Genomic DNA, 19,590 nt, shown 5'->3' on the forward strand with positions numbered 1-19,590 from the left:
TCGCCGGCCACAATGTCGTATTTAAATAGTCGTGAGCGACGGCGACGAGGGCTTATAAATAACAGGCGGTGGCGCGCCCCGGTGAGCGGCCCGGAGGGCCGCGAACCGACGGCGCGAGGGAGTCGCTGGCGGCTATCGCCGCCAGCGACGAGGCTGGGGAGGCGTGAGGTGCTGTGTGGTTGCGGGGCGGGACTCGAAGGGGCAGCCGTCGAGGCGGGCGGAGGCGACGCAAGCACTGAAGCGCGCAGCGAGCGTGCGCCCGCCTCGACGGCTGGGGCTTTGAAGACGTTCACCGCGGCAGCGTCAGTCATTTATAAACAGCCGACGGCAACACCGCGCTCTGGTTTATACACGACCTCACTCACCACGTACTACACCTACTCCCGAAATCGTTCAACGCAGCCTCCGTGGCGACCGACCGTTCCGACGACCACCGCCCCCGAATCGGGACGCCGCGGATCCGCGGGAGAAGGTATTTGCGGGCGGCAGCCCGAATCCGGGGCATGGACGGGAAGAAGGCCCTCTACTACGCGGCGATCGCGATCGCGGTGTTGATCGGGGTCAGCATCGTCGTGAGCGTGGTCTCGGCGATCTTGGGTCTCGTGTCTGCGATCGTTTCCGGGATCGCCTCCTTGGCGGTCCTCGCCGGAATCGTCTACGTCGCTTATAAAGCCGGCTCGTGGCTCCTCGGTGACGACGGGGACTCGATCGGCGCCGATTCGCTCGACTCGATCGGGTCGTCGTCGACCTCGGCCGACGCCGGCAGCAGCCGGCAGGACCGGCTCCGGCAGCAGTACGTCGAGGGGCAGATCAGCGAGGCGGAGTTCGAGCGCCGCATCGGCGAGGAGCTGGAGACCGAGGAGGTCGACGACATCGACCGCGAACTCGAACGCGAGCGCTGAGGGGATTTAAAAGCGGTCGCGAAGCTCCTCGCGGAGGTCGTCGACGTCGAGGTCCTTCATCGCGAACAACACGAGCAGGTGGTAGACGAGGTCGGCGCTTTCGTAGGTGAGCTCCTCGCGGTCGTCGTCTTTCGCCGCGAGGATCGCCTCCGTCGTCTCCTCGCCGATCTTCTCTAAGACGGCGTTTTCGCCCTTCTCGTGGCTGAAGAGGGATGCGGTGTACGACCCCTCCGGAAGCTCTTCCTGCCGCGATTCGATGGTTGCGAACAGCTCGTCGAGGACGGCCTCGGACGGAACGTCCGGGTCCTCGTCGCCCTGGGGGTCCTCGTCGCTCTGGGGGTCCTCGTCGCCCTCGGTCGGACCGCTCACGCGACCACCTCCCGCTCGGGGAAGAACGCGAGGTCGTGGATCCGCGGGTCGTCGGTGAGCTCCGGGTGGAACGCGGTGGCGACCACCGGGCCGTCGCGCACCGCGACCGGGCGCCCGTCGACCGTCGCGAGCGTCTCGACGCCGTCGCCCACGTCGTCGATGGCGGGCGCGCGGATGAACACGGCGTGGAAGGGGTCGTCGAGCCCCGTGACCGGGACCTTCGCCTCGAAGGAGTCCTTCTGTCGTCCGAACGCGTTGCGGTCGACGGAGACGTCGACCAGCCCCAGCGGCTCGACCCGGTCGTCCTTCGCGTCGGTCGAGCAGACGATGAGCCCGGCGCAGGTGGCGAGGACGGGCTTCCCGCTCGCGACGTGCGCTTCGATCTCGGCGGCGATCCCCTCGCGGCGGATCAGCCGCGAGATGGTCGTCGACTCACCGCCCGGCATGAGGAGGACGTCGCAGTCGGGGACGATCCCCGCGTCCCGGACCTCGACCACCTCGGCCGTCTCGTCGTGGGCGGCCGCGGCGTTGCGGACGGCGGCGGCGTGTTCGGCCACGTCGCCCTGAACGGCGATGACGCCTGCTTTCATACGGATCGATGGGGCGGGCGCGTGGAAAAAGGGCGCGCTACGCGGGCGGCGAGTTCACGGCCGGCCCGTCGGCGAAACGAGGGGTTGCGCGTCGGTAAAACGGAGACGGCGCGTCGAACGCTTACGCGACGGTCAGCGACAGGATCTGGACGAACACGCCGAAGAGGACGCAGAACGCGACGACCGTCTTGGGGTCGATCGCGATGGCGTTCCGGTCCTCGTTCTCGAAGTAGCGGACCAGTCCCGCGCTGGACATCAGCCCGCCGGAGTTGGAGCCACTCATGTCCCGTTCTGGGCGGCGCCGGGTTCTAAACGTTTCGTTCGCTGCGCCGGTCGCAGCGGGCGCGCCCGCCGCGCGGTCCGCCGGGCGCGCGCCTCCCGTCGGTTCCGTCGGCCTCGACGGGCCGCGATGACCGGGCGCACACACGAGTGGGAAACCCTTATGCGCGGGCCGGCGATAGTTGACGCCGACTATGACCGTTCGACTGCTGGATTTCCACGCCGAGTGGTGCGGCCCGTGTAAGACCCAAGACCCCATCCTGGAGGAGATTCAGGAGGACCTCGGCGACGCGTTCGAGCTCCAGAAGGTCGACGTCGACGAGGAGCAGGACGTCGCGAACCAGTACCAGGTCCGCTCGCTCCCGACGCTCATCGTCGAGAACGACGACGGCGTCGTCGACCGCTTCGTCGGCGTCACGCAGCGCGAGGACATCGAGGCCGCCCTCACCGAAGCGGGCGCCTAAAGCGGACGCCTGACGCGAGCTCTCGCTCGTACCCGTTCTTCTCGCGGCCGCCGCAGCGTCTCGCAACCTTTTACAGCACCGCCCGCACAGTAGTCGTATGGCCAGTTTCGACGCCGCCGAACGTCGCATGCTCGACCGACAGATCTGTATGCGCTGTAACGCCCGCAACGCCTCCGAGGCCGAGCGCTGCCGCAAGTGCGGCTACACCAAGCTCCGCCCGAAGGCGACCGAGCGCCGCGCCGCGTAATCCGGTCGACTCCGGGCCGGATTCGGCCCTTCTCGCGAGCTCTCCGCTCGACGGCCAGCCGCGCGTGCGCCTCACGCCTCCCCGGCCTCGTCGCTCGCGCTTAACAGCGCTCGCGACTCCGGCGAGAATCGAAGATTCTCTGGCAGTCGGGCGAAGCCCGACGACCTCGCGCGTGCGACTCGCGCCCTGCGGGCGTTCATCGCCACGCGCCGACGTGGGCGGTCGGTCTCGCCGCCGCTCGTTTTTAAATATGACTCCCGCTCACTCGTCCGGGTACTTCGGCTCGCGGCGCTCGGCGCGCTCCGTCGCGCGCTCGATCACCTCGCGGACGGTGTCCGGGCCGTCGGCCGCGCGGTAGACGTCGCCGTGGCCGGGGAACATCGCCTCGACGCTGTCGGGCATGCGGTCGAGGATCGCGTGGAGGCTCTCGATCAGGCGCTCGCGCGACTGGCCGGCCATGTCGGTGCGGCCGAACGAGCCGTCGTCGAAGGCGCCGTCGTTGTAGACGACCACGTCGCCGGAGTAGCACCGCTCCTCGCCGACGAGCGAGACGTGGTCGTCGGCGTGGCCCGGCGTGTGGACGACCTCGCAGGCCTCGCCCCCGACGAGGACCTCGTCGCCGTCTTGGAGCGCGACGTCGCGGCGCGGGTGGTCGGCGTACGCGAGCACTCTGGGGTCGAAGCGGTCGACCACGGCGTCGAGCTCGCCCACGTGGTCGCGGTGCTGGTGAGTCACGACGAGGCGGTCGAGGCCGTCGACGCCGGCGTCGTCGAGCGCGTCGGCGATGACCTCGTCCACCCCGGGCATCGTTCCCGCGTCGACGAGCGTCGTCGCGTCCCCGACGACGAGGTACGCGTTGCAGGTGAACTCCTCCGCGTCCGCGGTGACGGTGATCGGTTCCATGCCCGTACTCCCTCGCGGAGCGACAAAAGGGTACAGCCGCGGTCGCGCCCGCGCCCGCTCGGCTCTCGGTGGCGGCCGTGGATTTATCCGTCGCGCCCTGTTAGCTTCACACACATATGGGCTTCGGCAGCTACGACGAGTCCGAACAGGAGAATCAGGACCTGGACGCGGACTTCGACGACGACGACGGTGTCCGGGCTGCCCAGGAGAGCCACCAGGGGTCCGTCGACTACGAGCCCGGCGCCTCGAACGACGAGCTTCTCGACCGACTCCAGGAGATCAAATCCGAGGACGCGTGAGTGGACCCGCCGAGCCGTACGCTCGGCGTCGCCTTCTCTGACGACCGCAACGTGAGCCACGCGGCCGGCGCCGTCGTTCGCGTCGACGGGACGCCGGACGGCTTCGCGTTCGCGACCTGTACCGTCGGCGGAACCGACGCGACCGACGCGGTCATCGACTGCTGGCGCGCGCTCGACCGCGAGGACGTCCGCCACGTCGCCTGCGCCGGCGTCGCGCCCGCGTGGTTCAACCTCCTCGACCTCGACCGACTCCGCGAGGCGCTCGACCGCCCCGTCTACGCCGTGAGCTACGAGGCGAGCCCCGGGCTCGAACCGGCGCTCCGCGACGCGTTCGACGGTGACGCGCTCGCCGACCGCCTCGATACCTACCGGTCGCTGCCGCCGCGGATCCGCGTCGATCCCCCGGAGTCCGGCGATCCCCGCTTCGTCCGCGCGGTCGGCGTCGACCCCGAGGACGCCGCCGCGGCCGTCAGGGGGCTCACCCGCGACGGCGAGCGGCGCTGCGAGCCGCTCCGGATTGCGGCGCTGGCCGCGAGCGCGCACCGCGAGGCGGCGACGGGGGAGTGACCGCTCCGAGGCGACCGACGCTACTTAGACGACCGCGCCCGGAGCCGGTGGTATGAGCGAACACGGCGGCGACGGCGCCGGCCTCGACGAGAACCTGTGCGTTCCGGCCTGCGAGCGGTGCCCGGAACTGGTCAGGTCTCGGAGCCGGATCGTCGACGGGGTCGGCCCGACCGACGCGGACCTGCTGTTCGTCGGCGAGGGGCCGGGCGCCACCGAGGACGAGGAGGGCGAGCCGTTCGTCGGGCGCTCGGGAGACGTCCTCGACGAGGCCCTGCGGGACGCGGGGCTCGCCCGCGCCGACGTGCGGATCACGAACTGCGTGCGGTGTCGCCCGCCCGACAACCGCGACCCGACGACCGAGGAACTGGGGAACTGCCGCGGGTACCTCGAAGCGGAAATCGAGCGGCTCGATCCCGAGCTGATCGTGACGCTCGGGAAAGTCCCGAGCGAACACCTCCTCGACCGCTCGGTGGCGATCACTTCCGAGTCGGGCGACGTCGTCGACGCCCGCCTCGCCGGGGAATCCCGACGACTCTTACTCTCCGTCCACCCGGCCGCGACGCTGTACGACCGGAGCCAGCGCGACGGCTTCTTCGAGACGATCGTTCGGGCGGCCGAGCTGAGCGGCGTCGGAGAACGGGACGAGAAAGGCGGGGACGGCCAGTCGCGGCTCGGCGAGTTCTGAGCGGCGTCAGTTCCGGTCGGACCGGTCGCCGACGCCGAGCCACTTCTTCGCGTCGAACAGGCCGCGGATCGCCTCGACGAGTCCCTTCCCCTCGTGCTCGCCGGGTCGGAGCCGGGCGCGGATGCGCGAGGAGATCAGCTCGATGCCGAGGACGACGATGAACACCATCACCAGCCCCGCGGCGGTCTGCTGGAACTCGAAGAGGTCCTGGCTGTTCCGGATCATCAGCCCGAGGCCGCCGGCGCCGACGACGCCGAGCGAGATGGCGATCCGGGTGTTGATCTCGAGGATGTACAGCGTCCACGCGATGAACGAGCGCGACACCTGGCTCAGCATGCCGAAGCTCACGGTCTGGGTGCCCGACGCGCCGGTCGACCGGATCGCCTCGATCGGCCCCTCCTCGATCTCCTCGAGGTCGTCGGTGAACAGGCGGCCGAGGTTCCCGATGCTGTCGGTCGCGATCGCGAGCACCGCGGTGACCTGTCCCGGCGGCCCGATGGGGATGTACAGGAAGATCCAGACGATGGCGGGGATGGCGCGGATGCCGCTGAGGGTGCCCCGGAAGATGAAGTTGAGGGGGAACGGCGTGACGCGCTCGCTCCCGAGGACGCCGAGGACGAGCGCGAACGGGAAGGCGAACACGGTGCCCATGAAGCCGAGGAGGAGCGTCACGAGGCTCGCCTTCACCAGCGACTGCCGCGACGACTGGAAGCTCTCGATGATGTGTGCGCCGCCGTCGCCGAAGCTCGCGGGGATCGCTTGGAGCCCGCTGATCCCCTGGTCTTTGGTGTAGATCGTGAAGTTCTGGAAGTCCGGCGGGAAGAAGCCGGTCGAGATGAACTCGTACATCCCCGGGAGCCGCCCGGCGACGACGCTCGACTGGAAGCCGATGAAGCCGAGCCCCCAGTAGGTGACGCCGAGGACCGCGGCGAGCAGCACGCCCCACAGCAGGTACTTGAGCCGGCGGAGCCGTTCGAGCGCGCGGAACTGGTCGTCGATCGCCGAGTCCGGCGATCTCACGCCCGCTCACCTCCGTCGGCGGTGGCGTCGGTCTCGCCCAGCTCCTCGCTCGTCGTGCCGGTCGGGACGGTCTCGCCGCCCTGCGCCTCGCCGTAGTAGATCCGGTCCATCTCGTCCATAGTGAGGTCGTCGGCGTCGCCGTCGAAGATCACCTCGCCGTCGCGGATGCCGAGGAACCGGTCCCCGAACTCGCGGGCGATGTTCACCTGGTGGAGGCTGGTGACCGTTGTGAGGTCCTGCTCGGTCGCCGCCTTCTTCAGGTAGCGCATCACGTCGCGGGCGGCCTTCGGGTCGAGGCTGGCGACCGGCTCGTCGGCGAGGACGATCTCGGGGTTCTGGACCAGCGCGCGGGCGATCCCGACGCGCTGTTTCTGGCCCCCGCTCATCGACTCGGCGCGCTGGCCGGCCTCGTCGAGGAGCCCGACCGTCTGGAGGGCCTCCAGGGCGGTCCGCTTGTCCTCGTCGTCGTGCATCCCGAGAGCGCTCCGGAGGAGGCCGTTCCGCGAGAGCGCCCCCGACAGGGCGTTGCCGAACGCGGTCTTGCTCTCGATGAGGTAGTGTTCTTGGAACACCATTCCGACCCCGCTGCGGTTCCCCTGGAGCTCCTCGCCGCCGATGCGAACGGACCCCTCGGTGGGTTGCGTGAGCCCGTTCAACACCCGCAGCATCGTCGACTTGCCGGCACCGGAGGGACCGAGGAGGATGACGAACTCCCCCTCGTCGATGGTGAACGACACGTCGTCGAGGGCGACGGTGTCCTCGTCGTATATCTTGCTGACGTCTTCGAATTCGATCGTTGGCATGAGGTGTGAGTTTGTCCGAGAACGGACCGATCGCGTGAAAAACGATCCGAAGTGGGGATCGAACGGGGCCTACTGGTTGAAGATGTCAGTTCCGACGCCGAGCTCGTCGGCGACGTCGATGACGGACTGGTAGTCCTCCTGGTCCGCCTCGCGGACGCGGCTGAACCAGAGGTCGTCTCCGGTGCCGTCCTCGCCGTCGGCGCCGTAGTAGATGCTGTCCGGACCCTCCAGGAACGCCTCCTGGATGGCGCTTTTCACGTCGTCGTCGAGCTCGGGCGAGACCACGATCGGTGCGCGCGGGAGCCCCTCGTCCTCGTGGAGGGTAGTCGCGACCTCCTGCCACTCGTCCGGCGTGGGGCCGGTCTTCGTGTCGCGGACGAAGCCGCCCATCGCGGCCGCGTCGACCTGGCCCTGTTCGAGGAGGGTGTACGAGCCGACGTGGCCGCCGGCGAAGCGGGCGTCGAACTCGGCCTGCGAGCCGTTGCCCTCGGGGAGCTCGCCGACGTCGAGGCCGCCCTGGCTCGACATGCTGTACAGCGGGTACAGCGCGCCGCTGGTGGAGAGCCGGTCGGAGAACGCGACCGTCTTCCCGGAGAGGTCGGACAGCTCGGTGATGTCGCTGTCGTTCGGCGTCGCGATGATGCTCTTGTACGTCCAGCCGCCGTAGCCGTACCGCTGGAGGATGACCTCCGCGTTGCCGGTCTTCACGCCGAGCGCGGCTGCGAACGGCCCGGTCTCGGCGATGTCCAGCGTTCCCTGGCCGAGAGACTGGATGATGGCGCTGTAGTTGCTTCCGATGGTCCCCTCGACGCTGAGGTCGCTGGGGACATCGTAGTTCTCTCGGAGGTAGCTCCCGATGTGCTCTTCGAGCGGGGAGTACTGTACGTTGAGGTCCTCCTGCGGGACGGACGGCGAGATGCCGAAGTCGACCGTGCCGTCGCCGCCGAACGTCATCTCCGGTTCGCTGTCCGACCCGTCGGAGCCGTCGGAGCCGTCGGAGCCGTCGCCGCCGTCCGAACCATCGGACCCGTCGCCGCCGCCGCTACAGCCGGCGAGTCCAACGATACTTGCTGCGCCCGCGACCTTGAGGAATTGGCGTCGTCGCTCCATGAGGAGTACATATTGGCGTTCTACTGATCTATCAAAAGTGTTGCTGTTCAAATATACGGACAGGTATATACTGCTCTGTAATGGATCCCGGATGGAAACTGACTTCCACGCAGGTGATGTATCGGAGACATGGACGAATCACCAACGGATCGAGAGGTGTCCGTCGCCCTCGTCGACTACGGGCTCGGAAACCTCCGGTCCGCGACCCGCGGGCTGGAACGCGCGGGCGCATCCGTCGAGATAACGGACGACCCCGCGGCGTTCGCGGCCGCCGACGGCGTCGTCCTCCCGGGCGTCGGCGCGTTCCGCGAGGGGATGGAGAACGCCGGCCCCCTGCGCGAGGCGCTGACCGACCACGCCGAGGCGGGCCGCCCCCTCTTCGGGATCTGTCTCGGGATGCAGATGCTCCTCACCACGAGCGAGGAGGCCGACCACGAGGGCGAAGGCGAGGTGACGGGCCTCGATCTGGTCCCCGGAACCAACGTCCGCTTCGACGTGGACCGGAAGGTGCCCCACATGGGATGGAACGAGCTCGATGTCTCGCGCGACCACCCGATCGTCGAGGGGGTCGACGGAGAGCACGCCTACTTCGTCCACTCCTACTACGCCGCGCCGGACGACGCAGACGCGGTCGTCGCCACCGCCGACTACGGCGTCGACTTCCCGGCGGTCGTCGCCAACGAGGCCGGCAACGTGTTCGGCACGCAGTTCCACCCCGAGAAGAGCGGCGAGACAGGGCTCAAGATCCTGCGGAACTTCGTCGACTACTGCGCGGAGCAGTAGCAACGTTACCTTTTACAGCGCGTCGTACGGGCCGGGCTTGGCCGCGGTCAGGCGCTCGACCTGCTCGTCGGAGAGGTCGATCGTCGCGGCCGCGAGGTTCTCGCGGAGCTGGTCGACGGTCCGAGCGCCGACGATGGGCGCGGTGACGCCGTCGCGGTGCGCGAGCCACGCGAGCGCGGTCTGCGCGGGCGAGGCGTCGACCTCGTCGGCCACGGCGTCGAGCTCGTCGTGGACGTCGAAGTTCTCCTCGGTGAGGTACGCCTCCTGGAACCGGCTCGACTCGGCGGCCTTCGAGTCGTCTGGCAGGTCGGCGCCGCGGTCGTACTTCCCGGTCAGGAAGCCCTGTCCGAGCGGGCTCCACGGGGAGACGGCGAGGTTGCGCTGGCGCGCGAACTCGAGGTAGTCCCCCTCGACCTCGCGGTCGACGAGGTTGTAGCGCGGCTGGAGCACTTTGAACGGCTCCCACCCCTCGCTGCGGGCGATCTCGTTGGCGCGAGCGACCTTCCACGCATTCGGGCGGAGCGTCGAGGCGCCGAGGTAGTGGACCTTGCCGGACTCGACGAGCCCGTTCAGCGTCTTCATCAGCTCCCGGGCGGGCGTCTCGTCGTCCCAGCGGTGGATGTAGAGGACGTCGATGTAGTCGGTGTCGAGCCGGTCGAGCAGGGCGTCGACGCGGTGACGGACGTTCTTGCGGTTCGTGCCGCGGCTGTTCGGGTCGCCGTCGCGGATCTGCCAGTACACCTTCGAGGCGACCGTGTAGCGCTCGCGGTCGCGCTCGGCAAGCCAGTCGCCGATCCAGCGCTCGCAGTCGCCGCCGCCGTACACGTCGGCGGTGTCGATGTACCGTCCGCCGGCGGTCTCGTAGGCGTCGAGCAGCTCGTGGGCGCGCTCCTCGTCGATTTCGACGTTCCCCGCCTCGGTCACGCGGCCGAACCGCCACGTGCCGAACTGGAGTTCGCTCGTCCGCAGGCCGGTTCGGCCGAGCGGCACGGTTCCCAGATCGATCTCGTCGAGTTCGGGCGTCATCGTCGAACGGTTGTCCCGGTCGACGCAAAAAGCCTCAGCAACCGGATGCGGTGTGTGAACGCTCGTCCATCGCCGAGAACGGGAGCGGGGGCGGCGGCTACTCGCAGGTCACGGCGAAGTCCCCCTCCGCCGCGGTCGCGGTGCACACCGGACAGCCGGACTCGAGTATCGTCTCCCGCATCGCGTCGTTGACCTCGATGGTCTGCTCGCAGTCCGGACAGGTGAAGTGAACGGTGGTCAACGGCTTTCCTCTCGTCTTCCCCGGACGCGGGCTGCGGACATAAATGGACGGTTCCCGGACCGCGGCCGGTCAGCGAGCGGCGGCCCGGTCACTCCGTCCGCGGCACCGCGTACGCCCCGACCGCGAGGAAGACGGCGGCGAGCGCGGTCAACACGAAGAGGTCGCCGGCCCACGCCCCGCCCTCGAAGGTGATGGCGCGGGTCCCCCGCGCGAAGTACGTCAGCGGCGAGGCCGCGACCGCGGGCAGGAACCACTCGGGCAGCAGCGACGGCGTGACGAACGTCTCCGAGAGGAACAGGAGGGGGAGCGCCACCGTGTTGCTCGCGGCGATCACGCCGTCCTGCGAGTCCGCGAGCGCGCCGAGGACGGCGCCGAGCCCGCAGAACAGCGCGACCGCGACCGCGACGAAGACCGGGAGGGCGGCGAGCGCGGGCGAGACGATCAGGGTCGCGTCGGTCACCGCCAGCACGAGCCCGAGGATGAGCAGGCTCGCGGCGCCGATGATCCCGACGTTGACGAGCGTGTGCGCGAGCAGCCACTCGGCGCGGGAGAGCGGCGTGGTCGCCAGCTTCTCGAACCGCCCGCCGTCGCGGTGGCGCGCGATCTCGGAGCCGACCCGCGACAGCGGCGTGAACAGGACGACGACCGCGAGGTAGCCCGGGATGTAGTAGCCCGCGGGCTCCGCGAAGAGGCCGCCCCCTGTCGGCTGGGTCCGCACCAGCGCGCCGAAGATGACGACGAGGATGACCGGGAAGAAGAAGGTGAAGAACACCGCGGTCCGGCGGCGGGTGAACGAGCGCGCCGCCGCGACCGCCTCCGTCCGGATCCGGCCGAGGCGGGTCATCGGTCGCCTCCCTCAGAGGCGGTCTCGGTCGCCCCGCCACCGTCGGGGACCGTCTCGGCCGTCCCTCCCTCGCCGCCTCGACGCGCGTACTCTTCTCCGGTGAGCCGCAGGTAGACGTCCTCAAGCGACGGCTCGGACCACGAAAGGGAGTCGAAGGCGACGCCGGCGTCGTCGAGCGCGGCGACGGCGTCGCCGATCGCCTCGGGTCGCACGCCGCGCACCCGGAGGCCGTCGTCGGTCGCCTCGACGGTCGGCTCGCCGCCGAGTCGCTCTCGGACGCCCGCCGCGACGGTCTCGACGGTCGCCTCCGTCGTCGGGTCTGCGAGGGTTGCGTCCAGTCGGGGCGCGCCGCCGTGGTCGGCGACCAGCCGCTCCGGGGCGCCGCTCGCGACGACCCGCCCGTCGCGGAGCATGGCCACACGGTCGGCGAGCCGCTCGACCTCGTCCATCGCGTGGCTCGTGAGGAAGACGGTGGTGCCGCCGGCCGCGAGCCGCTCGATCAGTCGGTGGATCGCCCGCCGGCCGGCGGGGTCGATCCCGGTCGTCGGCTCGTCGAGGAAGAGGAGGTCGGGGTCGTTGACGACCGCGGTCGCGACGCAGGTCCGGCGCTTCTGCCCCCCGGAGAGCGTCTCGTACCACGCGTCCGCGTCGTCGGCCATCCCCACGTCGTCGAGGACCGACTCGGTGTCCCGGGCCGCGTCGTAGAGCCCGCCGTAGTAGTCGACCAGCTCGCGGGCCGTGAGCCGCGCGGGCGGGTCGAACGACTGCGGGAGCAGTCCGATCCGGGCCGGGTCGACCTCTCTCGGCGGCGCGCCGAAGACGCGCAGGTCGCCCTCGGCCTCGGTGGTCCCCGTCAGCGCGCGCACGAGCGTCGTCTTCCCGGCGCCGTTCGGGCCGATGAGCCCGAACACCTCGCCCGCGGCGACGTCGAGGTCGACCCCGTCGAGCGCGTCGACGTCGCCGTACGACTTGCGAACCCCCTCGCCGACGACGACGGGGTCGCCGCCGGCGGCGTCGGGGGCGCTCGGGCCGGCTCCCTCGTCGGCCTCGGCGGGAGCCGCGCCCGGACCCGCTCCCTCGCCGGGCGCGTCGACCGCTGCGTCGGTCGCTGTCTCGTCCATGCGATCGGGTGCGGTCGCGGCGCGCGTAAGGGTTGCTTTTCGGTCGACTCGTCCCGCTCCGTTACGCATAAGCGACGCGCTCCCGACCCACGGCGTATGCACTACCACGAGGCGGCGGCGTTCCTCTTCGACCTCCGCCGCTTCTCGGTCAAGCCCGGCACGGAGCGGGTGGAGGCGCTCTTGGCGCACCTCGGCGACCCGCAGGACGAGGTCCCGTTCGTCCAGATAGCGGGGTCGAACGGGAAGGGCAGCGCGGCGCGGCTGACGGAGTCGATCCTCCGCGAGGCGGGGCTGTCGGTGGGGCTGTACACCTCGCCGCACCTCTCCGCGCTCTCGGAGCGGGTCCGCGTCGACGGCCGGGAGATGACCGAGGCCGCGATCGCCGACTTCGTCGACGAGGTGCGCCCGTGGCTGATCGAGCGGGCGGCCGCCGGCGAGCCGCTCACCTTCTTCGAGGTCGTCACGGCGATGGGGATCCGGGAGTTCGCGCGGCGCGAGGTCGACATCGCCGTCCTGGAGGTCGGCCTCGGCGGCGAGTACGACGCGACGAGCGCGGTCGACCCCGCCGCGACCGCCGTGACGAACGTCTCGCTCGAACACACCGCGGTCCTCGGCGACACGATCGCGGAGATCGCCCGCACCAAGTCCCGGATCGCCCGCCCCGACGCGCCGTTCGTCACCGCCTGCGAGGGCGAAGCGCTGGCGGTCGTGCGCGAGGTCGCGGGCGAGGCCGGCGCGCCGGTGACGCGGGTGACCGGCGACGGAGGGTCGGACGGCGACGAGTCAGACGGCGGCGAGCGCGACGCCGCCGACCCGCCCGCGTTCGCGGCGACCTACGAGGGCCGGGTCAGCGCCACCGACGCCGAGGTCTCGCTCGCCGGCGAGCGCGAGGGAACGTATCGGATCCCCCTCGTCGGCCGCCACCAGGCCGCGAACGCGGCGGTCGCCGTCGCGCTCGCGGACCGGACGGCGGCGGCGCTGGGGACCGATCTCCCCGACCGCGCCGTGCGCGACGGCCTCGCGCGGGCGACCTGGCCGGGCCGCTTCGAGGTGGTCGACACCGCGCCGCTGACCGTCCTCGACGGCGCGCACAATCCCGCGGCCGCCCGCACGCTCGCGGCGACGCTCGACGAGTACGACTACGACGACCTCCACCTCGTGTACGCCGCGATGCACGACAAGGACCACGCGGAGACGGCCGCGGCGCTCCCCGACGCCGCGACGGCGGTCACCTGTCGGCCCGCCATCGACCGCGCCGAGGACCCCGACGTGCTCGCGGCCGCCCTGCGGTCGGCGGGCGTCGACAGCGTGACGGCGGGCGACGACGTGGCGGACGCGCTCGCGACCGCGGTCGACCGCGCAGACCCGGACGACTGCGTGCTGCTCGTCGGCTCGCTGTTCGCGGTCGCGGAGGGCCGGGCTGCCCGGACGCGAACGGTCCGCGAACGCGCGGTCCGCGGCGCCGACGACGCGACGCACGCGCTCGACACGGCCGGCGTTCCGCCCGCGGGCGTCGCGACCCACCGGGACGGCGTCGACCACCGCGTCCTCACGCTCCGGCTGCGCGGCGACCGCGCGGAGCGCGTCGCGAGCGAGGCCCGAGCGGTCGGCGGCGACGCCGCGCTCGGCGGCCTCGGCGCGGACGAGGATCGTGGTGCCGGCGGCGAGCAGGTCCCGGTCACCGTCGCGGGGACGGTCGGCGAGCTCCGCGTGCTCGTCGACCGCCTCGGGGCGGCCGACGCCGGCGGCCTCGGGGGCGTGGCGACCGACCTCGCCGCGGCGGTCGGGATGGAAGAACAGGGGGACGCCGCAGCCCCCGATTTCCCGTGGACCGACCGCACCGCGGTGATGGGCGTGCTCAACGTGACGCCGGACTCCTTCCACGACGGCGGGCGCCACGCCGACCTCGACGACGCGGTCGCGGGCGTCGAGCGGATGGTCGACGCCGGGGTCGACATCGTCGACGTCGGCGGCGAGTCGACCCGCCCGGGCGCGGAGCCGGTCCCGGTCGAGGCGGAGATCGAGCGCGTCGTCCCGACGATCGAGGCGATCCAGTCGGTGTCCGCGGTCGAGTCGGGTGACGTGCTGGTCTCGGTCGACACCCGGAAGCCGGCGGTCGCCGAGGCGGCGCTCGACGCGGGCGCGGACGTCATCAACGACGTGACGGGGCTGGAGGACCCCGAGATGCGCTCGGTCGTCGCGGAGGCGGACTGCCCGGTGATCGTGATGCACAGCCTCGACGCGCCGGTCGACCCGGACGCAGACCCCGAGTACGACGACGTGGTCGGCGAGGCCGTCGACGAGCTCCGCGAGCGGCTCGCACTGGCGGACACGGCCGGCATCGACCGCGACCGCGTCATCGTCGACCCCGGCCTCGGCTTCGGGAAGTCGCCGGCGGAGGACTTCGAGCTGCTCGCCCGCTGCGGTGAGTTCGCGGCGCTCGGCTGCCCGGTCCTCGTCGGCCACTCGCACAAGTCGCTGTACGGCGCGGTCGGGCGCGACGCCGACGACCGCGAGCACGCGACGGTCGCCGGTACCGCGCTCGCGGCCGACCGCGGCGCCGACATCGTCCGGGTCCACGACGTCGCCGAGAACCGCGCGGCGGTCGACGTCGCCGCCGCGGTGAACGGCGCGCTGCGCGACGACGACGGCGCGCTGCGCGACGGCGAGGACGCGGAATGACTCGGGGCCGGGCTCCGGTCCCGGCCTCGCGCCGCGCCGACGGCAGCGTTTTGCCTCGCGACCCCCTCGCGACCGTATGACCCGGCGCCTGCTGCTCGGCTGTAGCGCGGTCGGGAACGCGCTCGTCGAACACGCCCGCGACGAGCGCGGCGGGCGCGACGACCTCGTGGCGATCACGGACGACACCGGCTGGGTGTCGACGCTGCGCGACCGCAACGTCGCGACCGTCGAGGCCGACCCGACCGACCCGGGGACGTACCCGGACTCGGCAGCCGTCGTGCTGGTCGCGAGCGACGACGCCGAACGCAACGTCGCCGCCGCCCGCGCGGCCCGAGAGCGGTACCCTGCGGCGCTGATCGTCGCGCACCTCGGGACGGCGCCGACCGCCGAGCAGCGGGCGGCGGTCGAGGCGGTGGCCGACCGCGTGGTCGACCCGGTCGAGGCGGTCGCCGGTCGCGTCTTCGAGGCGGTCGGCCTCGACGGCGGCCGCGGCGCCGACGCCGACGCGGAGTTCGCCCACGCCGCCGACGACGAGAAGCCGGCCCGCCTGCTCTCGGCGCTCCGGGGGCTCTCGGGGCCGCTGCTGGTCGTCGCGCACGACAACCCCGACCCGGACGCCATCGCGAGCGCGCTCGGGTTGGCGCGGATCGCGGCGTCGATCGGCGTCGACGCGGACGCCTGCTACGGCGGCGAGATCGCCCATCAGGAGAACCGCGCGCTGGTGAACCTCCTCGACATCGGGCTGCGGCCGTTCGACGAGGTCGACCTCGACGCGTACGGCGGCGTCGCCCTGGTCGACCACTCCCGCGCGGGGATCAACGACAGCCTCCCCGAGGGCCACCCGGTCGACGTGGTCGTCGACCACCACCCGCCGCGGGGGCCGGTCGCGGGGTCGTTCGTCGACATCCGCCCCGCCGTCGGCGCGACGAGCACGCTCATCTCCGAGTACCTCTCGCGGTACGGGATCGCGCCGGAGCGGGACCTCGCCACGGCGCTTCTGTACGGCATCCGGATCGACACGAAGGACTTCACGCGCGCGACCGCCATCGACGACTTCGAGGCGGCGGCCGCGCTGCTCGCGCACGCCGACGAGTCGACGCTCGAACGCGTCGAGAGCCCGAGCGTGAGTCCCGAGACGCTGCGCGTCCTCGCGGCCGCCATCGAGAACCGCGATGTCCGCGGGCCGGTGGCCGCCTCCTGCGTCGGCGAGATCACCGACCGGGACGCGCTCGCGCAGGCGGCGGAACGGCTCCTCGACCTGGAGGACGTGACGGTGACGTTCGTCTACGGCTACATGGACGGCGTGATCTACGGCTCCGCCCGCGCCCGCGGTGCCGACCTCGACGCGGGCGAACTCCTGCGCGACGCGCTCGACCCCGTCGGCTCGGCCGGCGGCCACGCCTCGATGGCCGGCGCGCAGGTCCCGCTCGGCATCCTCTCGGAGGTCTCCGAGTCCGAGTCGCTGCCGGACGTCGTCGAGGCGTTCGTCGCCGGGCGGTTCTTCGAGGCCCTCGCCGACGCGCCCGCCCAACCGACCGGGCTCCCGCCGGAGTTCCCGACGGACTGAGCCGAGGGCGTGGGAACCCCTCTCGCGGCGCCGTGCGAACCCCTCTCGCGGCGGCGCAAGACACTCCTCGCCGGCCGTCGATACCCTCTCCATCGACGCCATGTCCGACGGACTCTACGACGAGCGTCCCCGGCTGTACGACGCGATCCAGTCCGAGTGGGAGTACGACCGCGACGTCGCCTTCGTGTTCGACGCGCTCGCCGACCGCGGGGTCGACCCCGAGCGCCTGCTGGAGGTCGGCTGCGGCACCGGCGAGCACACCCGCCGGCTCGCGGCGCGCGGGCTCGACGTGACCGCGATAGACGTCCACGAGGGAATGCTGGGCGTCGCCCGCGAGAAGTGCGCCGGGGTCGACGGCGGCGTCGGTGACGGCGACGCCCCGGGAGCGGTCGAGTTCCGCTTGACGGGCCTTCCGGATCCGGACCTGAAAGACGCGGAGTCGTTCGACGCCACGGTCGCGATCCGCGGCGTCGTGAACCACCTCGCGCCGGCCGACCTCGACCCCGCGCTGACCGGCCTCCGCGACCGGCTGCGGTCGGGCGGCGTCCTCGTCTTCGACAACTCTCCGCTGCCGCCAGAGGGGAACCGACCGGGGCTCGACGTCGGCCGCGACGCCGAGGGCGCGGTCGAGTACGTCCGCGTCGCGCACCACGTCGCGACCGGCGACGGTCGGCTCGACTGGCGCGCGGTGACGTTCACGCCGGACGGGGACCCGTTCGTCGACCGCCGCCCGATGACGCCGTTCACCGACGATCGGATCGCCGACGCCCTCGCCGCGGCCGGATTCGACGACGTCGACGTCGCCGAAGGGTACGGCCCCGGAGACGATCGGAGCGTGTTCGTCGCGGTCCGGTAGGACGCCGGCCGCGGTGTCGCCGTCGAGCGATTGGCACGGAGTGGCAGGCCGGTCGTGCGGAAATCGCGCAACGGTCGCAACGTACATACGACGCGCCGGCCAACTGTGGGACATGACTGACGACATCGTCGAACACCGTCGACTGATAATCGCCGGCACCGGTATCTCGGGGCTCTCGGCGGCGATCTACGCCGCGCGGTCGAACAACGACCCCCTGCTCATCGAGGGCGACGAGCCGGGCGGCCAGCTCACCCTGACGACCGACGTGGAGAACTACCCCGGCTTCCCCGAGGGGATCTCCGGGCCGGGCCTGATCAACGACATGAAAGAGCAGGCGAAGAAGTTCGGCGCCGAGGCCCGCAACGGCGTCATCGAGGACGTCTCGAAGCAGCCGGCCGGGCACTTCCGGGTCACGCTCTCCGACGGCGACGTGTACACCGCCGACGCCGTCATCGCCGCGTCGGGCGCCAGCGCCCGGACGCTCGGCGTCCCGGGCGAGGACGAGCTGATGGGGTACGGCCTCTCGACGTGTGCCACCTGCGACGGCGCGTTCTTCCGCGACGAGGACATGCTCGTCGTCGGCGGCGGCGACGCAGCGATGGAGGAGGCGAACTTCCTGACGAAGTTCGCGGACACCGTCTACATCGCGCACCGCCGCGAGGAGTTCCGCGCCGAGGACGTGTGGATCGAGCGCGTGATGGACAAGGTCGACGACGGCGAGATCGAGCTGCTCCTCAACACCGAGCTCACGGAGATCCACGGCACCCCCGAGGACGGCATCGATCACGTCACGCTCGTCGAGCACCCCGAGGGCCACCCGACGGAGAAGCTCGACGACCCCGCGACCGCCGACGAGGTCGACGAGTACGCGTTCGACGTGGGCGCCGTCTTCTACGCCATCGGTCACACGCCGAACACCGACTTCCTCGAAGGGACCGGCATCGAGACCGACGACGACGGCTACCTGATCACCGAGGGCGGCCGCGGCGGCGGCCAGACGCGCACGGCCGTTGCGGGTCTCTTCGGCGCCGGCGACGTGGTCGACTTCCACTACCAGCAGGCGGCCACCGCGAGCGGCATGGGCGTGAAGGCCGCGCTCGACGCCGACGAGTACCTCTCCGAGCGCGAGCGCGCCGGCGAGCTGTACGAAGGCGAGGTCGACGCCGCGGCCGCGGACGACTGAAGCGCGGTCCGTCGGTTCCGACGCGTTCGATTCACCGTCTCGACGGCTCCGTCCACCCCCGTGACGCGATCGGTGACGCAAACTCCTCTTTGAGTCATACGCGGTACTATTTGCGCCTCTCCCGTCGTTCGAAACGTGATGAACAGACGCGGTCTGGTCGTCGTCGCCGCTGCGCTCGCGTTGTTCGTGACCGGTAGCGCCGTCGCCCTCGCCGGCCCCGTGTCGGGAGGGCCCGGCGGCCTCCTCGCCGCGTCGAGCGACCCGCCGGCGCTGCTCCACTTCGATACCGACGAGGTCCGCTGTCCCGACGAGTTCGCAGCCAACGGTTCGACCTCGGTGGTCGCCGGCGGTCCGAACACCGAGATAACGTACGCTCGAAACGTCTCCCTGCCGGGTTCCTCGCACGCGGTCGGCGGCCCGACGTTCGAACGGCTGAACGAGTCCGCCTACGTCCTCGACGTCCCGATCGAGGAGGCGGGGAACGCGTCGCGGTCGTGTTCGGGGGTCGTCCGCTACAACGGCACGATGCGGATTCCCGCGGGCGACGATCCGTGGACCCTGATCGTGAAACAGGACGGCGAGACGGTCACGACGCTGCGCGGCGACTCGGACTCCTCGCTCCTCGGCGGGTCGACGAGCGTGAGCGGAAGCGTTTCGGCGCCCGCACGGTCGGACAACTCCACGAACTCATCGGAGTGAGCCACGGTTGTGGCGAACACCACCACAGTCCCTGCCGTTCATTTATAAATAGTTGACCGCAGATCGACGGTGAACGCCTCCAAAACCCCAGCCGCTCGGTGACACGTGGCTGCTGCCGGGGCGAACACCGCCAAAGCCCCAGCCGGGAGGCCGCCGGACGCTCGCTGCGCTCCTCAGTCGCTCACTCCGTTCGCTCCCTGCGGTGCTTATGTCGCCTCCGGCGGCCTCCCGGCTGCCCCTTTGAGTCCCGCCCCGCACAGCACCGCAACCTCACGCCTCCCCAGCCTCGCGGCTCCCTCCGCTTCGCTCCGGTCGCCGCGTCCCTCGCGCGTGCTCCTCACGTCCTTCGG

The 19,590-nt window shown here is 71.2% G+C and carries 23 protein-coding genes; 12 read left to right on the forward strand and 11 right to left on the reverse strand.

The window, feature by feature from the left end; translation table 11 throughout:
- The first annotated feature begins 503 nt into the window (after positions 1-503).
- Positions 504-902 carry an SHOCT domain-containing protein gene (locus C466_RS15325; protein WP_004598783.1) on the forward strand — a complete coding sequence of 133 codons (399 nt, stop codon included), beginning with the start codon at positions 504-506 and terminating at the stop codon, positions 900-902.
- Between the two features lie 6 nt (positions 903-908).
- Here C466_RS15325 and hisE read toward each other — a convergent pair whose 3' ends face one another.
- The 3 genes from hisE to C466_RS15340 all read right to left on the reverse strand — a co-directional run bounded on the left by hisE (position 909) and on the right by C466_RS15340 (position 2,144).
- Positions 909-1,271: a phosphoribosyl-ATP diphosphatase gene (hisE, locus tag C466_RS15330; RefSeq protein WP_004598784.1), complete on the reverse strand. Its 363-nt coding sequence runs from the start codon at positions 1,269-1,271 to the stop codon at positions 909-911.
- Positions 1,268-1,861 (reverse strand): pyridoxal 5'-phosphate synthase glutaminase subunit PdxT, encoded by a 594-nt coding sequence (gene pdxT / locus C466_RS15335; RefSeq protein WP_004598785.1) that lies wholly within the window; start codon positions 1,859-1,861, stop codon positions 1,268-1,270. Before pdxT ends, hisE begins: the two co-directional genes overlap by 4 nt.
- A 121-nt stretch (positions 1,862-1,982) precedes the next feature.
- On the reverse strand, positions 1,983-2,144 hold the full coding sequence (locus C466_RS15340) for a preprotein translocase subunit Sec61beta (protein WP_004598786.1): 162 nt from the start codon (positions 2,142-2,144) through the stop codon (positions 1,983-1,985).
- Between the two features lie 190 nt (positions 2,145-2,334).
- On the opposite strand from C466_RS15340, the gene C466_RS15345 reads away from it, so the two are divergent.
- Positions 2,335-2,604 (forward strand): thioredoxin family protein, encoded by a 270-nt coding sequence (locus C466_RS15345; protein ID WP_004598787.1) that lies wholly within the window; start codon positions 2,335-2,337, stop codon positions 2,602-2,604.
- A 97-nt stretch (positions 2,605-2,701) separates the two neighbouring features.
- Positions 2,702-2,851, forward strand: coding sequence for a 50S ribosomal protein L40e (locus tag C466_RS15350; RefSeq protein WP_006629440.1), 150 nt, complete (start codon positions 2,702-2,704; stop codon positions 2,849-2,851).
- 261 nt (positions 2,852-3,112) lie between these two features.
- Here the strand turns inward: C466_RS15350 and C466_RS15355 are convergent, their stop codons facing one another.
- On the reverse strand, positions 3,113-3,754 hold the full coding sequence (locus C466_RS15355) for an MBL fold metallo-hydrolase (RefSeq protein WP_004598789.1): 642 nt from the start codon (positions 3,752-3,754) through the stop codon (positions 3,113-3,115).
- Positions 3,755-3,870: 116 nt separating this feature from the next.
- On the opposite strand from C466_RS15355, the gene C466_RS15360 reads away from it, so the two are divergent.
- Genes C466_RS15360 through C466_RS15370 form a run of 3 tightly spaced genes read left to right on the forward strand, consistent with a single transcriptional unit; the run spans position 3,871 to position 5,305 of the window.
- Positions 3,871-4,053: a DUF5786 family protein gene (locus C466_RS15360; protein WP_004598790.1), complete on the forward strand. Its 183-nt coding sequence runs from the start codon at positions 3,871-3,873 to the stop codon at positions 4,051-4,053.
- Positions 4,054-4,620: an endonuclease dU gene (locus C466_RS15365; protein ID WP_004598791.1), complete on the forward strand. Its 567-nt coding sequence runs from the start codon at positions 4,054-4,056 to the stop codon at positions 4,618-4,620.
- A gap of 52 nt (positions 4,621-4,672) precedes the next feature.
- Complete coding sequence (locus C466_RS15370) at positions 4,673-5,305, forward strand: uracil-DNA glycosylase (RefSeq protein WP_004598792.1); 633 nt, start codon at positions 4,673-4,675, stop codon at positions 5,303-5,305.
- Between the two features lie 6 nt (positions 5,306-5,311).
- Here the strand turns inward: C466_RS15370 and C466_RS15375 are convergent, their stop codons facing one another.
- The 3 genes from C466_RS15375 to C466_RS15385 form a co-directional block, all read right to left on the reverse strand.
- Positions 5,312-6,325, reverse strand: coding sequence for a PhnE/PtxC family ABC transporter permease (locus C466_RS15375; RefSeq protein WP_004598793.1), 1,014 nt, complete (start codon positions 6,323-6,325; stop codon positions 5,312-5,314).
- A complete protein-coding gene (gene phnC / locus C466_RS15380) occupies positions 6,322-7,128 on the reverse strand; it encodes a phosphonate ABC transporter ATP-binding protein (RefSeq protein WP_004598794.1) in 807 nt (268 codons plus the stop codon). Before phnC ends, C466_RS15375 begins: the two co-directional genes overlap by 4 nt.
- A gap of 69 nt (positions 7,129-7,197) precedes the next feature.
- Entirely contained in the window at positions 7,198-8,238 is a 1,041-nt protein-coding gene (locus tag C466_RS15385; protein WP_004598795.1) for a phosphate/phosphite/phosphonate ABC transporter substrate-binding protein, read from the reverse strand.
- 129 nt (positions 8,239-8,367) lie between these two features.
- On the opposite strand from C466_RS15385, the gene hisH reads away from it, so the two are divergent.
- Positions 8,368-9,021: an imidazole glycerol phosphate synthase subunit HisH gene (gene hisH / locus C466_RS15390; protein ID WP_049897744.1), complete on the forward strand. Its 654-nt coding sequence runs from the start codon at positions 8,368-8,370 to the stop codon at positions 9,019-9,021.
- Positions 9,022-9,033: 12 nt separating this feature from the next.
- Here hisH and C466_RS15395 read toward each other — a convergent pair whose 3' ends face one another.
- From C466_RS15395 to C466_RS15410, 4 genes are all read right to left on the reverse strand, one after another.
- Positions 9,034-10,047 (reverse strand): aldo/keto reductase, encoded by a 1,014-nt coding sequence (locus C466_RS15395; RefSeq protein WP_004598797.1) that lies wholly within the window; start codon positions 10,045-10,047, stop codon positions 9,034-9,036.
- 97 nt (positions 10,048-10,144) lie between these two features.
- Entirely contained in the window at positions 10,145-10,288 is a 144-nt protein-coding gene (locus tag C466_RS16675) for a DUF7560 family zinc ribbon protein (RefSeq protein WP_004598798.1), read from the reverse strand.
- Positions 10,289-10,376: 88 nt separating this feature from the next.
- Positions 10,377-11,132 (reverse strand): ABC transporter permease, encoded by a 756-nt coding sequence (locus C466_RS15405; protein ID WP_004598799.1) that lies wholly within the window; start codon positions 11,130-11,132, stop codon positions 10,377-10,379.
- A complete protein-coding gene (locus tag C466_RS15410) occupies positions 11,129-12,253 on the reverse strand; it encodes an ABC transporter ATP-binding protein (RefSeq protein ID WP_004598800.1) in 1,125 nt (374 codons plus the stop codon). Before C466_RS15410 ends, C466_RS15405 begins: the two co-directional genes overlap by 4 nt.
- Before the next feature lie 96 nt (positions 12,254-12,349).
- Here C466_RS15410 and folP point away from each other — a divergent pair, with 96 nt between their 5' ends.
- The 5 genes from folP to C466_RS15435 all read left to right on the forward strand — a co-directional run bounded on the left by folP (position 12,350) and on the right by C466_RS15435 (position 19,240).
- Complete coding sequence (folP, locus tag C466_RS15415; RefSeq protein WP_004598801.1) at positions 12,350-14,935, forward strand: dihydropteroate synthase; 2,586 nt, start codon at positions 12,350-12,352, stop codon at positions 14,933-14,935.
- A gap of 76 nt (positions 14,936-15,011) precedes the next feature.
- Positions 15,012-16,502, forward strand: a complete 1,491-nt coding sequence (locus tag C466_RS15420; protein ID WP_004598802.1) for a DHH family phosphoesterase — start codon at positions 15,012-15,014, stop codon at positions 16,500-16,502.
- A gap of 100 nt (positions 16,503-16,602) precedes the next feature.
- Complete coding sequence (locus C466_RS15425; RefSeq protein ID WP_004598803.1) at positions 16,603-17,358, forward strand: class I SAM-dependent methyltransferase; 756 nt, start codon at positions 16,603-16,605, stop codon at positions 17,356-17,358.
- Between the two features lie 112 nt (positions 17,359-17,470).
- The gene (locus C466_RS15430) at positions 17,471-18,541 is read left to right on the forward strand and encodes an NAD(P)/FAD-dependent oxidoreductase (RefSeq protein ID WP_004598804.1); all 1,071 of its coding nucleotides are present in this window, start codon (positions 17,471-17,473) and stop codon (positions 18,539-18,541) included.
- A 138-nt stretch (positions 18,542-18,679) separates the two neighbouring features.
- On the forward strand, positions 18,680-19,240 hold the full coding sequence (locus C466_RS15435) for a hypothetical protein (protein ID WP_004598805.1): 561 nt from the start codon (positions 18,680-18,682) through the stop codon (positions 19,238-19,240).
- Positions 19,241-19,590: the final 350 nt, after the last annotated feature.

Source organism: Halorubrum distributum JCM 10118 (assembly GCF_000337335.1).
GTDB classification, from domain to species: Archaea; Halobacteriota; Halobacteria; order Halobacteriales; family Haloferacaceae; genus Halorubrum; species Halorubrum distributum.